The sequence below is a fragment of the Streptomyces sp. NRRL S-244 genome, assembly GCF_000717915.1.
Classification (GTDB): domain Bacteria; phylum Actinomycetota; class Actinomycetes; order Streptomycetales; family Streptomycetaceae; genus Streptomyces.
Genome location: NZ_JOCX01000032.1, coordinates 15,854 through 29,734, shown reverse-complemented (window position 1 = coordinate 29,734; position 13,881 = coordinate 15,854). Strand labels below are relative to the sequence as shown.

Here is a 13,881-nt window from a genome sequence, read left to right as displayed (position 1 = left end):
GGTGTGAATTACCCCTATGGCGACGGGGAGTTGACGGTTACTCAGTGGAGTCGACCGTCACTCTCCGCAGGGAGGCGGGTGCTTCGGGGACCCTGCGCGAGCCCCGATGGGCCCTCCGCCCGCCCTCCGTCGGCCCTCCGCCCGCCCTCCGCCTGCTCTTCGGCGGCTCCGCGCGCGCGTCCCGCCCCGGACCGGGCCCACATCGCGTCCGCTGCGCTAACTTGGAGTGACCGCCCGCCGACACACGGACACGCCTGGGGGCTCGCGTGAGTGACAACATGGGTGAACCGGGCGGGGAATCCGCCGCAGGCCGTGTCATCTCGGGCCGGTACCTGCTGCTCGACCAGCTGGGCCGGGGCGGCATGGGCATCGTGTGGCGGGCCCGCGACGAGGTGCTGGGCCGCGAGGTGGCCGTCAAGGAGGTACGGGCCCCGGCCGGACTGGACGGCGCCGCGATCGGGCGGATGTACCGGCGGCTCGAACGGGAGGCCTGGGCGGCGGCCCGGGTCTCGCACCGCGGGGTCGTCACGGTCTACGACGTGGCCACCGACGACGGCCGGCCCTGGATCGTGATGGAGCTCGTCCGCGGGCTCTCGCTGGCCGACGTACTGGAGGCCGACGGGCCGCTCACCCCGCAGCGGGCCGCGCACTTCGGGGAGCAGGTGCTGGCCGCGCTGCGCTCCGCGCACGAGGCAGGGGTGCTGCACCGGGACGTCAAGCCCGCCAACGTACTGATCGCCAACGACGGCCGGGTGGTGCTGAGCGACTTCGGGATCGCCAGCCTGGAGGGCTCGTCCTCGATCACGATGACCGGCGAGGTGGTGGGCTCCCCCGAGTACCTCGCGCCGGAGCGGGCACTGGGGCGCGACCCGGGGCCCGAGTCGGACCTGTGGTCGCTCGGGGTGATGCTGTACGCCGCGGTCGAGGGGGTCACGCCCTTCCGGCACGACACCCCGCTGTCCACGCTGCGGGCGGTGGTGGACGACGAGATGCCGCCGCCGCGCCACGCCGGTCCGCTGACGCCCGTACTGGAGGGGCTGCTGCGCAAGGATCCGCAGGAGCGGCTGCCCGCGGCGGAGGTGGCCCGGATGCTGCGGATCATCGGGGCGGGCGGGGTCCTACGGGGCTCCGGCGGGGCGGTGTCGGGCCCGGACTCCCCGACGGCCACGGCGCACCAGCGGCACGGCCGCCAGGACGGGCCGACCCCGCCGATGCCGATGCCGATGCCCGGGCCGGCGCCTTCGACGGTGCCCGGTCCTGCGGGGCCCGGGCCCGGCGGCGGGGGGCCGCCGCGCGAGGGGCGGGCCGGGGCGGTGCTGACCGCCGGGATCGTGGTGCTGCTGCTGGCGATCGTCGCCCTGGGGTGGCTGCTGCTCAAGGACCGCAAGGAGCCGGGTGGAAGCGGGGGCACCGGCACGACGGCCCCGGCCACCTCGTCGGCCGCGTCCGGGAGCTCGTCCGGATCGCAGTCGCCGTCCGCGGCCCCGTCCCCGTCCCCTTCGGCCTCGCCGTCCGCTTCGCCGACGGCGGCGCCCGCGCCGCGGTTCGCCGTGGCGGTGCGCGCCGTACGGGACGACTACCGCGGGACGTGTCCGCCGCCCGCCGACCAGGCACCGGCCTTCACGGCGACGGTCGAGGCGGACCGTACGCCCGCCGTGCTGGAGTACCGCTGGGCGACGCGCAGCGGGGTCACTTCCGGCCCCGACTGGCAGTCCGTCACGTACGAGGCGGACGGCCCCCGGAGCCGGCAGCTGGACCACACCGAGCTCACGTACTACCCGAGCGCGACCTTCACGGACGCGGTCCGGCTGGAGGTGCGGGGGGACGCGCCGACGGCCTCGGAGTGGGTGGAGTTCTCCGTGACCTGCGAGGCGGAAGGGGAGGGGGAGACCCCGCCGGGCGGGCCCTCCCCCTCCCCCGGTGCGAGCGGTACGCCGGCCCCGGCCTCGGCGGGACCGGTGTCCGCGGGGCCGGTGCCCGCGGGGCCGGTGCCCGCGGGGCCGGTGCCCGCGGGGCCGCAGACGCCGGAGGCGCCGGAGGCACAGGCTCCGGCGCCGGAAGCGGCCGGCCCGGAAGCCGGCGCTTCCTAGCCGCGGCGTCCTGGCCGCCGCTTCGTGGCCGCCGCGGCGGCCCCGGTCAGGCCGCGTTGGTGAACACGGGCAGGTAGCCACCGGACTGTCCGGCGGCGGTGGGGTGGTACGACTCGCCGATGTTGAGCCAGTTGACGCTGTGCAGCCACGCGTCGCCGGAGCAGATCTCGTGGCCGGTGAAGGCGCCGGCCACCGAGGCGAAGGTGAACCCGTGGTTGGCGGCGCGTTTGGCGATGGCGGCGTTCAGGTAGTCGGCCGCGCCGTTGATGGCGGAGCGCTCGCCTTCCGTGAGACCGGTGGCGCAGGTGCCGTTCAGCTTGTAGAAGCGGGGATAGCCGAGGACGACGACGTGGGCCCCGGGCGCCCGGCCGTGGATGGCGTCGTAGACCTGGTCGAGCTGGCCGGGGAGGGTGGAGTCGACGTACGCCTTGGCCTGGTTGACGCGGTTGACACAGGTGGACTCGGACTGGAGCACACAGGTCGTCATGACGTCGGAGAATCCCGCGTCGTTGCCGCCGATGGTGATGCTGACCAGGTCGGTTCCGGAGTTCAGCGGGGAGAGCTGGCCGGAGAGGACGTCACCCGTACGGGCGCCCGAGCAGGCGGCGAAGGAGAAGGTCTGCGGGGCGTGGGCGGCGGCCCACAGGGCCGGGTAGGCGCGGGTGGTGCGTTTGCAGTTGCCGCTCCCGCTGTCGTAGTTGCCGGCGCCGACGCCGGAGGAGTACGAGTCGCCGAGGGCGACGTAGCCGAAGTCGGCCGTGGCGGCGGCCGCCTGTCCCGCGCCGAACAGGGCGGCGCTCGCGGCGAGTAACAGGGAGGAGGTCAGGGCGGCGAAGCGCGACATCTTCATGCTCATGTGTGCGGCTCCTTGTGGGGGGAGGTACACGGGGGTTACTCGGGAGTTACTCCTGAGTCCGTGGTACTGGGAGCCGGGCATGGCCGGAAGTGCTCATGCCAAGAATTTTCGGCGCGGAGTTGCGACCCGAATCTTCACCACCGGTGCGTTTGAAGAGGGAACTTGGGCACCCGATCCGGCGAAACACGGGTGCACGAGGCCACTTCGTGCCGGATCATGGGCGCCATGCCAGCCAACCCGCATGACGCGCTGCCGATCCGGCTCAACGTCGACGACAGCGATTCACCGTCTGACGTCGTGGACGCGCTGTTCCTCGGCCGGTTCGCGTCCGGCGAGCAGCCGTACTCGCACAGCGTCACGATCGAGCGGGTGAAGGCGGAGGCGACCCTGCTGCCGCCCGAGGCCACGGTGCTGCGCTCCGCGCGCGACTCCGACCGCAGCGCCACGCTCGCCGAGGGCGAGGGCTGGACGATGCTCGTCTCCCGCTGGAGCCGCGGCGCGGACGTGACGGTGACGGCGGTCAGCGACGAACTGGCCTCCAGCGTGCTCGGCGAGGCCACGGAGGGGGTGCAGGACGAGCCCGAACCGCAGCCGGAGAACGTCACGATGGGCTTCTGGTACGTCTCCCCGCGCCGCGGCCCGTACCGGACGACCCGCCAGATCGCGGCCGGGACCTGGGCGGAGGTACGGCCCAACTACACGGCGCCGGTGGCCGGGGCGATGGACCGGCTGATGAAGGTGACCCCGGACGACATCGCGGGCCGGCTGCTCCTGCTGCACGGCCCGCCGGGCACGGGCAAGACCTCCGCGCTGCGGACGCTGGCCCGGTCGTGGCGGGACTGGTGCCAGGTGGACTGCGTCCTGGACCCGGAGCGGCTGTTCAACGACGTGGGCTACCTGATGGACATCGCGATCGGCGAGGACGAGGGCACGGCGAAGGGCCGCTGGCGGCTGCTGCTGCTGGAGGACTGCGACGAGCTGATCCGCGGCGAGGCCCGGCACACGGCGGGCCAGGCGCTGTCGCGGCTGCTGAACCTGACGGACGGGCTGCTGGGCCAGGGCCGCAACGTCCTGGTCGGCGTGACCACGAACGAGGACCTGGAGCGGCTCCACCCGGCGGTGGTGCGGCCGGGCCGCTGCCTCGCCCGCATCGAGGTCGGCCGGCTGACGCACGGCGAGGCGGTGGACTGGCTGGGCACGGACGAGGGAGTGTCGCGCGAGGGCGCCACGCTGGCCGAACTGTTCGCGCTGCGGCGGGGCACGGGCCCCGCGTCGCTGCTGCCGCCGCAGGGCCAGCACGGCGCGGAGCCGGGCCTCTACCTGTAAGGGCTTCCCTCGGTGGCTCCGCGGGCGGGGCGCGCACGGGCCGCACCCGCGCGCCGAAGACAATGGGCTCCGGACCCGGCCGCCCCGGACCGCCCACCCCGCCCCGGCCGAAGCGCCCGGGGCCGGGACACCACCGAGCAGGAGAGTGCACGTGCCCGAGCCGGCGCAGGAGAATCCGTACCCCGACAGCCACGTCCTCGGCGAGGGCCCCGAGCCGCATCCGCAGCTGCTGCCGGTGCTGTCCCTCCTCGGGCGCTGGCACGGCCGGGGCCGCGGCGAATACCCGACCCTGGAGCAGGGGTTCCGGTACGAGCAGGAGATCACCTTCAGCCACGACGGCCGGCCGTTCCTGCGCTACGAGTCGCGGGCCTGGCTGATCGACGAGTCCGGTACGGCCCTGCGCCCCTCGGGGCGGGAGTCCGGTTGGTGGCGGATCCTGCCCGACGCCTCGCTGGAGGTCGTCCTCGCGCACCCCACCGGCATCGTGGAGACGTACGTCGGCCGGGTGTCCGGGACGGAGATCGAGATGGCCACCGACACCGTGGCCCGCACGCCCAAGGCCAAGGAGGTCACCGCCATGCGGCGCCGGTACGCCTTCGCCGACGGGGAGCTGACGATCGAGCAGGACATGGCGGCGATGGGACAGCCCCTGCACCACCACCTCCGGGCCCAGCTGAGCCCGTACAAGGACTAGGCCGTAGCCGGTCAGTTGCCGTAGCGGGCGCGCAGGGCGTCGAGGGCGGCGGCCGTCGCCTCGTCGAAGCTCAGGCCCAGCCGCTTCGCGCGCTCCGCGTAGGCCTGCGCGGCGGCGGCCGCCTCGCGGGCGGCCCCGTCGCCGGCCGCCGCGACGAAGGTCCCGTTCCGGCCGCGGGTCTCGATCACCCCGTCGCCCTCCAGGGCCCGGTAGGCCTTCGCGACCGTGTTCGCCGCCAGACCCAGCTCCTCTGCGAGCCCGCGCACCGTCGGCAGCTTGTACCCGACCGGCAGCTCCCCCGAGCGCGCCGCCTGCGCGATCTGCGCGCGCAGCTGCTCGTACGGGGCGGCCGCGCCGGCCGCCCCGTCGATCCGGATCTTCAGGTTCGTCGAGGTCACCCGGCGATTCTCCCCCATCCGCCGGGAAATTCAGAGGTATTCGCCCCGCCCCCGCGCCTACGGTCGACGCCATGACCATAAAGATCCGCGACCTCCGCCCGGGCGATCCCTCGGACGCGGAGTCCGTCGTACGGGTGCGCCGCGCCGCCCTGCCCTTCATGATCACCACGCCGGCCGCTCTGGCCCACGAGCTGGCAACGGCGCACCCCGACAAGCGCCACCGCATCCTCGCCGCCGAGACCGAGGACGGCCTCGTCATCGGCACCGCCGAGCTCGGGCTCGTGCACCGGAGCCCCGAGCCCGGCCAGTCTTTCGTCAACGCCTACGTCGACCCCGCACACCGCGGCCGCGGCGCCGGGACCGCCCTGCTGCGCACGGCCGAGGAGCACCTGGCCGCCGAGGGCGCGCTGGAGACGTACGCCTGGGTCCTCGACGAGCCGGCCCACCGCTCCTTCGCCGAGCGGCGCGGCTACCGCCCCTCCCGCTCCGCGCACTTCCTGCGCCTGGACCTGGCCGCCGGCCCGCTGCCGGAGCTCCCGGCCGTCCTGCCCGCCGGGGTCGAGCTGCGCCCGGCCTCGGCCTTCGCCGCCGACCCGCGCCCGCTGTTCGAGGCCGACGCGGCGGTCTCGGCCGACGAGCCGGGCGACGTACCGGAGGCGCCGCCCGCCTACGAGGACTGGCTGAGCAGCGTCTGGCACGAGCCGACGCTCGACCGGGAGCTGACCCGGGTCGTACTGGTCGACGGGGTCGTGGCCGCGTTCTGCGCGGCCCGGACCGACGGCGCCACCCGCTACGGCTCGGCGATGACCGGCACCTTGCGCGCGTTCCGCGGCCGCGGGCTGGCCAAGCTCGCCAAGACGGACTCGCTGCGCCGGGCCCGCGCCGCCGGCTACACGGAGGCCTTCACGGGCAACGACACGGGGAACGAGCCGATGCTCGCCGTCAACAGGTGGTTCGGGTACGAGATCTGCGCGACCGAGACGCGCTTCGCCAAGAAGCCGGAGAACAGGACATGACCGACCACCTCACCGTCACCCTCACCAAGGCGGGCCGCACCAAGATCCGCTACCCCGCCGCCCTGGTCGCCGACACGGGCGACCGGATCTCCGTACGGGCCCCCTGGGCGGCGGACGGCGTACGGGACTTCGGCTTCGTGCGCTTCGAGCCGGGCGACGTGTTCACCGAGCACTTCTGGCGGACCCGGTGGTACGCGGTCAAGGAGGTCCGGACGGGCGAGGGCGTCCTCAAGGGCTGGTACTGCGACATCACGCGCCCGGCGGTGGTGGAGGACGGCGGGATCCTCGTCGAGGACCTGGACCTGGACCTGTGGGTCTCGGCGGACGGAGCGAGCGTCCTGCGGCTGGACGAGGACGAGTTCGCGGCGAGCGGCCTCGGGGAGAGCGACCCGCACGCGGCGGCCGAAGCCGTCCGCGCCCTCGACGCCCTGGCCGCCCAGGCACACACCCCGGAGGGCCTGCCCGCCCTCCTCACCTGATCCCCTTCCTATGCCCGCCTTAAGCGGAGCCTAAGGATCTTCGGGAGGGGGGTGAAAGGGGTGGCGGCGGGGGTGTGGGGGGCTAGCTTGGCGGGGCCGAGGAGGGCATGGGGCGGCGTCGGATCCTGCGGGGGGCGGCGCCGCCCGGCCGGCTCCCGGCCCACCCACGACCGTGGTCCCCGCACCGCCGCTCCGAAGGAGATCCACCCATGCCCGCACGCAGCCGCCGCACCGTGACCCGTATCGCCGCAGTCGGCCTCGCCCCGCTCGCGGTGGCCGCGTACGCCGCCGGGCCCGCGGCCGCGCACGGCTCGATGACGGACCCGGTCAGCCGGGTGGCGGCCTGCTACGCGGAGGGGCCCGAGTCGCCGAAGTCGGCCGCCTGCAAGGCGGCGGTGGCGGCGAGCGGCGCCCAGGCGTTCTACGACTGGAACGCGGTGAACATCGCCAACGCGGCGGGCAACCACCGGTCGTTGATCCCGAACGGGCAGCTCTGCTCCGCCGGCAACGACAAGTACCGGGGCCTGGACCTGGCCCGCGCCGACTGGCCGGCCAGCCCGATGGCCCCGGGCGCGCACACCTTCCGGTACAAGGGGACCGCCCCGCACAAGGGGTCCTTCGAGCTGTACATCACGAAGGACGGCTACGACCCGTCGAAGCCGGTGAAGTGGTCGGACCTGGAGCCGGCGCCGTTCGCGAAGGTCACCGACCCGGGCATGCAGAACGGGGACTACGTGTTCTCCGGCAGCGTGCCGAACAAGTCCGGGCGGCACCTGATCTACAGCATCTGGCAGCGCTCGGACAGCCCTGAGGCCTTCTACACCTGCTCCGACGTGGTGTTCGGCAAGGACAACGGCGGGAGCGGCGGGAGCGAAGGCGGCACCGGCACCACCCCGAGCACGAAGCCGAGTACGAAGCCCAGCGCCAAGCCCTCCACCGGGGGCGGGCGCCCCTCGGACGCGCCCAAGGCCCCGACGGACCGGCAGATCGCGGACGGCGAGAGCAAGTCCACCGTGGAGCACAACGGCCACGGCGACAACGACCCGAGGACGAACGGCAGCACCGCCCTCACCCCGGTCCCGTCGGAGTCCCCCGCGGGCACCGACCTCGCCGAGACGGGCGGAAGCGCCGCCACCCCGGCGATCGCGATCGCCGGGGCGGGCGTGCTGGCCGTCGGAGCGGCCGTGCTGTTCGGCGTGGCCCGACGCCGTGCGACGACGCCGGGCCGACGCGGCCGCTAGCCGGACGGCCACCGGCCCCTCACCTGCGCGTCACTCGAAGACCGACGCGCAGGTGGTCCGGCTCGCGTGCGCCGGGTCGAGGGAGTTGACCGCCTCGTGCCAGGCGATCCGGTCGGTGAGCCCGATGGCGACGTGCTCGGAGAGGTCCAGCGGGCACAGGTCCTGGAGCACGACGTTGCGTACGTTGGAGCCGGTCCCCTGGAGGAAGGCGCTCCGGTACGGCGTGACGACCTCGTCGTACTTCGTCGCGATGACCGTGTACTGGACCCCGGGGACGGTGTCCCCGCCCGCGTTCAGCTTGGTGACGAAGGGGGATCCGGCGATCTGGTCGGCCAGCCCCGGGGTCGCCGAGCTGATCAGGTCCTCGGCGCCGGGGAAGTACGGGAGCAGCTGGGTGAGCCCGGCCAGGGTGGTTCCGTGGTTGTCGGGGGCGAGCCCGATCAGGGCGTTGACCTTGGGGGCGCCGCCGAGGAACTTGAGGTAGTAGTTCGGCATCATGCCGCCCTGCGAGTGGCCGACGATGTCGGTCTTCGCGGCCCCGGTGGAGGCCAGCACCTTGTCGACGAACACCTGGAGCTGGCCGGCCGACTTGTCGATGGGGCCGAGCCCGTTGAAGAAGGGCACGCCGGGCAGTTGCCCGTAGTCGAGCGAGTAGACGCAGTACCCGCGGTGCACGAGGTACGGCGCGAATCCGAGCCAGTTGTCCACGGAGTTGCCGAACGTGCCGTGGACGAGGACGACCGGGCGCGGATGGGCGGCGGAGGGTTTGCAGGACCAGTCGTTCCAGCCGCTGCTGGGTGCGGACGCGGCCTGCGCGGCGCCGGTGGGGGCGACGAGGGCGGCGGCGGCGAGGGTGAGGACGGCCAGCGGGCGGAGCAGGCGTCGCCAGGGCAGCATCGAGTGATCTCCTTGCGGGTCAGGGAAATACGTGGGGGTTCGTCCCGTGATCCGGATCACAAGGGGGCTGCTTCCCGTCAAATTACGGGTGAGTAGCAAGACTTGGAAGTTACGCGTCAGTAAAAAATGCGTGTCCCGGGAGGCGGAGGAGTACTCCTCCGCCTAGGCGGCCTTGTGGAAGGTGGCCGCCGGGCGGACCGTGCCCGGGCCGAAGCGGGCGTTCGCGCGGTCGACGGCCGCCTCCACCGTCAGGCGGGCCTCGCGGACCGGGTCCAGCGAGATCTGCCGGGACGCCCGCCCGGCGTCCGTGAGGTCCTCGGCGCGCAGCACCATGCCGGTCAGCCGGGCCCGTTGCAGACCGGCCGCGTCCAGCAGGCGGTACGCCGCCGCCCGCAGGTCCTCGTCGTGCCCGGAGGCCTCGGGGAGCCGCCGGGTCCGCTCCCAGCGGGTGCCACCGGCGAACTGCAGCGTCAGCGACAGGGCCCGGGCGGCCTGGCGGCGGCCGCGCAGCACCGCGCCGAGCCGGACCACCAGGGCGAGGAGCACGGCCCGGGCGTGCGGGCCGTCGAGCTCGTGCCGGGTGAAGCCGCTGCGGACGGCGGCCGACGGGGGCAGGTCCTTCGGGGTGACCGGGCGCGGGTCGATCCCCCGGGCGCGCTCCGCGGCCAGCCGGCCCGCCCGCTGTCCCAGGATCCGCTCGACGGTGCCCGGGGAGACGGCCGCGACCGCGCCGACCGTATGCAGTCCGTACCCCCGGAGCGCCTCCGCCTGCTTGGGGCCGATGCCGTGCAGCGCCTCCACCGGCAGCGGCCCCAGGAAGGCGTCCGCCCCGCCCTCGGGCACGGCCAGGACCCCGCCGGGCCCGGGCACCCGGGCGGAGGCCGTCGCCGCCACCGCCCAGGTCCCGGCGACCCCGATCCGTACGTCGGTGCCGAGCCGGGCCAGCGCGCGCAGCCGCACCAGCTCGGCGATCCGGCCGGCGTCCGCGCCGAAGTACCGCCGGGCCCCGCGTACGTGCACCAGCGCCGCCCGGGGCGGCAGGGCCTGCACCGTCGGGGAGAACTCCCGCAGGAGTTCGAGGACTTCGCGGTACCCCTCCTCGGCCAGCCCCGGAGCGCACCGCACGTGCAGGACGCCGTTCACCGGGATCACCCCGCGCTCCCCGGGCTGGAGTGCCACAGCTTGCGGCCGGTGGCGGCGCGGTCGCCGGGCGGCTGGAGGTCGGCCCACGGGTTCATCTCGTACCCGGTGGACAGGTGGATGCGGCGCCCGGAATCAGCGGAGCCGGCCGCGCCCCCGGCGCCCCCGGCACCCCCGGCACCCCCGGCGCCCTCGGCACCCCCGGCACCCCCGGCACCCGGCAGCGGCTCCGCCAGGCGGGCCGCGACCGCGTCCAGGCCGCCCGCCGCCCGCAGTTCCACCAGCTCGGCCAGGTCCCAGGCCGCCGCGCCGACCACGCTCAGGCTCTGCGGTCCGCGCCGCTGGACCACACCGCGGACGAGCAGCAGGAACGAGTGGAAGACGGTGTGCGCGCACGCCTCGTGGCTGTCGTCGAAGAAGGCCAGGTCGACCAGGCCCGTCCCGTCGTCCAGCGTGGTGAAGATGACCCGCCTCCCGGAGCGGATCGGCGGGGTCTGGGTGGCCGCCTTGGCCCCCGCGACCAGCACCGTCCGGCCGTGCTCGACCTCGCGCAGCCTGCGGGCCGGGACCGCCCCCAGCTCCGCGAGGAAGTCGTGGTGGTCCCCCATCAGGTGCCGTGAGGCGTCCATGCCGAGCACGCCCAGCTCCGCGCTGAGCCGCTCCGCCTCGTTCAGGTCGGGCAGGCCGACCGGGGCCGTGGACCGCCCGCCGTCCAGCGGGAGTTGGACACCGCCCGGCCGGGCCCCCGCCGACCGCTGCGCGCCGTGCAGTTCGGCCACGTGCAGCAGCAGGTCGCGCCGGTTGGCGCCGAAGGCGTCCAGCGCCCCGACCTGCGCGAGCCGCCCCGCGACCGGCCGGCTGGGGTGCGCCCGGTCCCAGAAGTCGCGCAGCGATCCGTACGGCTGCCCGTCCTCGATCCGCCGCGCCTCCGCCTCGCCGATGCCGTGGACGTCGGCCAGGGCCAGCCGGAGCCCCCACACCGGCGGAACCCCGGTCTCGGATACCAGTTCGATGCGGTGGGCCACCGCCGACCGGTTCACGTCCAGCGGCAGCACCGGCACGCCCCGCCGCCGCGCGTCCGCCAGCAGCAGCCGCTTCGGGTACATCCCCGGGTCGTGCGTGAGCAGCCCGGCGTAGAACGCGGCCGGGTGGTGCGCCTTCAGCCACGCCGACTGGTACGTCGGCACGGCGAAGGCCACCGCGTGCGCCTTGCAGAAGCCGTAGCTGCCGAACGCCTCGACGATCTCCCAGGTCCGGCCGATCACCTCGGCCGGGTAACCCCGTTCGCCCGCCTTCGCCGCGAACCACACCTTGATCCGCGCCTGCGACTCGGGGTCGGAGAGCCCGCGCCGCACCCGGTCCGCCTCGTCGCGCCCGCAGCCGGTCATGACGTGCACGATCTCGATGATCTGCTCGTGGAAGACCACCACCCCGTACGTCTCGCGCAGCGCGTCCGCCAGGTCCTCGTGCGGGAAGCGGACCGGGGCCCGCCCGTGCCGCGCCTCGATGAACGGCCGCACCATGTCGGCGGCGACCGGCCCGGGCCGGAACAGCGAGATGTCGACGACCAGGTCGTGGAAGGTGGCCGGCTGGAGCCGCCCCACCAGGTCGCGCTGGCCCGGCGATTCGATCTGGAAGCAGCCCAGCGTCTCGGCCGAGCGGATCAGTTCGTACGTCGCCCCGTCGCCCGGCGGCACCTGCGCCGGGTCGTCCAGGTCGAGCTCCTCCCCCGTACCGCGCCGGATCTCCGCGACGGCGTGCGCCATCGCGGACTGCATCCGTACGCCCAGCACGTCGAGCTTGAGCAGCCCGAGCTCCTCCACGTCGTCCTTGTCGAACTGGGACATGGGGAAGCCCTCGCCGCTGGTGGGCACCACGGGGGTGCGGGCGAGCAGCGAGGCGTCGGAGAGCAGCACCCCGCACGGGTGCATGGCGATCCCGCGCGGCAGCGCGTCCAGCGCCTCGACGAGCTCCCACAGCCGCCCGTGCTCCTCGCCGCGCACGTCGCGCAGTTCCGGCAGTTCGGCCAGCGCCGTGCGGGCGTCGCGGGCCCGGATGTGCGGGAAGGCCTTGGCGAGCCGGTCGACGGTGGCCGGGTCCATGGACAGGGCGGCCCCGACGTCGCGGATCGCGTGCCGGACCCGGTAGGTCTCGGGCATGGAGACGGTGGCGACGCGCTCGGTGCCGAAGCGGTCGATGATCCGCCGGTAGACCTCCAGCCGGCGGGCGGACTCCACGTCGATGTCGATGTCGGGCAGGACGTGGCGGCGCTTGGACAGGAACCGCTCCATCAGCAGGCCCTGCTCGACGGGGTCGGCGTGGGCGATGCCGAGGAGGTGGTTGACGAGGGAGCCGGCGCCGGAGCCGCGGGCGGCCACTCGGATGCCCATCTCCCGTACGTCGTCCACGACTTGGGCGACCGTCAGGAAGTACGAGGCGTACCCGTGGTAGGCGATGATGTCCAGCTCGTGGTGCATCCGCTCCCAGTAGGCGCGGTCGTCGGCGTAGCCGCGCAGCACCATGCCGGCGGAGACCCTGGAGGCGAGGACCCGCTGGGCGGTGCGGTGGGCCGCGCCGACGAGGTGGGCCTCGGGGAAGTGCACGGAGCCCATGCCGAGGTCGTCCTCGGGGTCCACCGCGCAGGCCTCGGCGGTACGCCGGGTCTCCGCGAGCAGCCCGCGCGCGTCGGCGGGGCGCAGGCCGGCCGCCCGGCAGATCCGGTCGGCGGCCGCGGCCATGGCGCCGGGGTCCTTGAGCCAGCGCTCGCCACCGTCGAGGCGGCGGGGGTCGACGGGGACGAGCCGACGGGCCGCGTCGAGGACGTCGGCGACGGGGCCCTGGCCGGGGTCGGCGTACCGGACGGCGTTGGTGAGCACGGCCGGGACGCCCTGCTCGGCGGCGAAGCCGACCGTACGGGCGGCCAGGCGCAGCGAGCCGGGGCCGGTACCGGTGCGGCCGTGGTCGACGGCCTCCAGCCGGAGGGAGTCCCCGTACGCCTCCCGCCAGGGCGCGAGCAGCCGGGCGGCCCGGTCCGGCCGGCCGGCGGCCAGCGCCCGCCCCACTTCGGACCCGGGCCCGAGCAGTACGAAGACCCCTTCGCCGCGCAGGTCCGCCCAGGGCAGCACCGGCAGGCCGTCGCGGGCGGCGGCGTGGGCGTGGGCGGCGGTGACCATACGGCACAGCTCGGCCCAGCCGGCGGCGCCGTCGCGGGCCAGGAAGGTGGCCCGGGGTGCGGACTCGTCGACGAAGGCGCCGCCGACGACGGGGGTCCGCCGCCGGTAGGAGACCTCACCGGAGCCGCCCGGACCGGCCGAGCCGCCCGAGCCGCCCTGTCCTCCCGGTCCGCCCGGCCCCGCGGAGCCCCCCGGCCCCGCGGGGCCCGGCGCGGGCGACACGGCCAGGTCGACCCCGAACAGCGGCCGGATCCCGGCCCCGGCGCAGGCCTTCGCGAACCGGACGGCGCCCGCGAGGGTGTCGCGGTCGGTCAGGGCGAGGGCGTCCATGCCCCGGTCCGCGGCGCGTTCCGCCAGCCGTTCGGGGTGGGAGCCTCCGTAGCGCATGGAGAACCCCGAAACGGTGTGCAGATGCGTAAAACCAGGCACCCGCGGCCTCCTGCTTCGCTCGAACGTGAACACCACCCCCGTCTCCACCATAGAGCAATTCGAATATCCGTGCGAAACATTCGTTCGAGACCCTGCTGGTCCGAGGCGCCTGCCACCCGTCATCCGTTCGGCCCGCCCCTGC

11 protein-coding genes are annotated in these 13,881 nt (G+C 74.7%); 6 read left to right on the top strand and 5 right to left on the bottom strand.

Features of this window, described 5'->3' with window-relative positions; genetic code table 11:
• The first annotated feature begins 278 nt into the window (after positions 1 to 278).
• Positions 279 to 2,090: a serine/threonine-protein kinase gene (locus tag IF02_RS0128175; protein WP_078622381.1), complete on the top strand. Its 1,812-nt coding sequence runs from the start codon at positions 279 to 281 to the stop codon at positions 2,088 to 2,090.
• A 46-nt stretch (positions 2,091 to 2,136) separates the two neighbouring features.
• Here the strand turns inward: IF02_RS0128175 and IF02_RS0128170 are convergent, their stop codons facing one another.
• A complete protein-coding gene (locus IF02_RS0128170) occupies positions 2,137 to 2,940 on the bottom strand; it encodes an SGNH/GDSL hydrolase family protein (protein ID WP_030161795.1) in 804 nt (267 codons plus the stop codon).
• A 231-nt stretch (positions 2,941 to 3,171) separates the two neighbouring features.
• Here IF02_RS0128170 and IF02_RS0128165 point away from each other — a divergent pair, with 231 nt between their 5' ends.
• Positions 3,172 to 4,272, top strand: coding sequence for a DUF5925 domain-containing protein (locus IF02_RS0128165; RefSeq protein ID WP_030161793.1), 1,101 nt, complete (start codon positions 3,172 to 3,174; stop codon positions 4,270 to 4,272).
• A gap of 151 nt (positions 4,273 to 4,423) precedes the next feature.
• A complete protein-coding gene (locus IF02_RS0128160; protein WP_030161791.1) occupies positions 4,424 to 4,966 on the top strand; it encodes an FABP family protein in 543 nt (180 codons plus the stop codon).
• 11 nt (positions 4,967 to 4,977) lie between these two features.
• On the opposite strand, the gene IF02_RS0128155 is transcribed toward IF02_RS0128160, so the two are convergent.
• Complete coding sequence (locus tag IF02_RS0128155; protein ID WP_030161787.1) at positions 4,978 to 5,382, bottom strand: GntR family transcriptional regulator; 405 nt, start codon at positions 5,380 to 5,382, stop codon at positions 4,978 to 4,980.
• Positions 5,383 to 5,435: 53 nt separating this feature from the next.
• Here IF02_RS0128155 and IF02_RS0128150 point away from each other — a divergent pair, with 53 nt between their 5' ends.
• The 3 genes from IF02_RS0128150 (at position 5,436) to IF02_RS0128140 (ending at position 8,100) form a co-directional block, all read left to right on the top strand.
• A complete protein-coding gene (locus IF02_RS0128150; RefSeq protein ID WP_030161786.1) occupies positions 5,436 to 6,380 on the top strand; it encodes a GNAT family N-acetyltransferase in 945 nt (314 codons plus the stop codon).
• Entirely contained in the window at positions 6,377 to 6,859 is a 483-nt protein-coding gene (locus IF02_RS0128145; protein WP_030161784.1) for a DUF402 domain-containing protein, read from the top strand. Before IF02_RS0128150 ends, IF02_RS0128145 begins: the two co-directional genes overlap by 4 nt.
• A gap of 209 nt (positions 6,860 to 7,068) precedes the next feature.
• Positions 7,069 to 8,100 (top strand): lytic polysaccharide monooxygenase, encoded by a 1,032-nt coding sequence (locus IF02_RS0128140; protein WP_030161782.1) that lies wholly within the window; start codon positions 7,069 to 7,071, stop codon positions 8,098 to 8,100.
• 30 nt (positions 8,101 to 8,130) lie between these two features.
• On the opposite strand, the gene IF02_RS0128135 is transcribed toward IF02_RS0128140, so the two are convergent.
• The 3 genes from IF02_RS0128135 to IF02_RS0128125 form a co-directional block, all read right to left on the bottom strand.
• Positions 8,131 to 8,997 (bottom strand): esterase/lipase family protein, encoded by an 867-nt coding sequence (locus tag IF02_RS0128135; protein WP_030161780.1) that lies wholly within the window; start codon positions 8,995 to 8,997, stop codon positions 8,131 to 8,133.
• Between the two features lie 162 nt (positions 8,998 to 9,159).
• The gene (locus IF02_RS0128130) at positions 9,160 to 10,149 is read right to left on the bottom strand and encodes a DNA polymerase Y family protein (protein WP_030161778.1); all 990 of its coding nucleotides are present in this window, start codon (positions 10,147 to 10,149) and stop codon (positions 9,160 to 9,162) included.
• Positions 10,146 to 13,739 carry a DNA polymerase III subunit alpha gene (locus IF02_RS0128125; protein WP_030161776.1) on the bottom strand — a complete coding sequence of 1,198 codons (3,594 nt, stop codon included), beginning with the start codon at positions 13,737 to 13,739 and terminating at the stop codon, positions 10,146 to 10,148. The genes IF02_RS0128130 and IF02_RS0128125 overlap by 4 nt, the downstream gene beginning before the upstream one ends.
• Positions 13,740 to 13,881 lie beyond the last annotated feature (142 nt).

Excerpts from the sequence above, each read along its gene's own strand:
- IF02_RS0128170 (WP_030161795.1), bottom strand. The coding sequence starts at position 2,940 with ATGAAGATGTCGCGCTTCGCCGCCCTGACCTCCTCCCTGTTACTCGCC.
- IF02_RS0128175 (WP_078622381.1), top strand. The coding sequence starts at position 279 with ATGGGTGAACCGGGCGGGGAATCCGCCGCAGGCCGTGTCATCTCGGGC.
- IF02_RS0128150 (WP_030161786.1), top strand. The coding sequence starts at position 5,436 with ATGACCATAAAGATCCGCGACCTCCGCCCGGGCGATCCCTCGGACGCG.
- IF02_RS0128140 (WP_030161782.1), top strand. The coding sequence starts at position 7,069 with ATGCCCGCACGCAGCCGCCGCACCGTGACCCGTATCGCCGCAGTCGGC.
- IF02_RS0128135 (WP_030161780.1), bottom strand. The coding sequence starts at position 8,997 with ATGCTGCCCTGGCGACGCCTGCTCCGCCCGCTGGCCGTCCTCACCCTC.
- IF02_RS0128165 (WP_030161793.1), top strand. The coding sequence starts at position 3,172 with ATGCCAGCCAACCCGCATGACGCGCTGCCGATCCGGCTCAACGTCGAC.
- IF02_RS0128155 (WP_030161787.1), bottom strand. The coding sequence starts at position 5,382 with ATGGGGGAGAATCGCCGGGTGACCTCGACGAACCTGAAGATCCGGATC.
- IF02_RS0128145 (WP_030161784.1), top strand. The coding sequence starts at position 6,377 with ATGACCGACCACCTCACCGTCACCCTCACCAAGGCGGGCCGCACCAAG.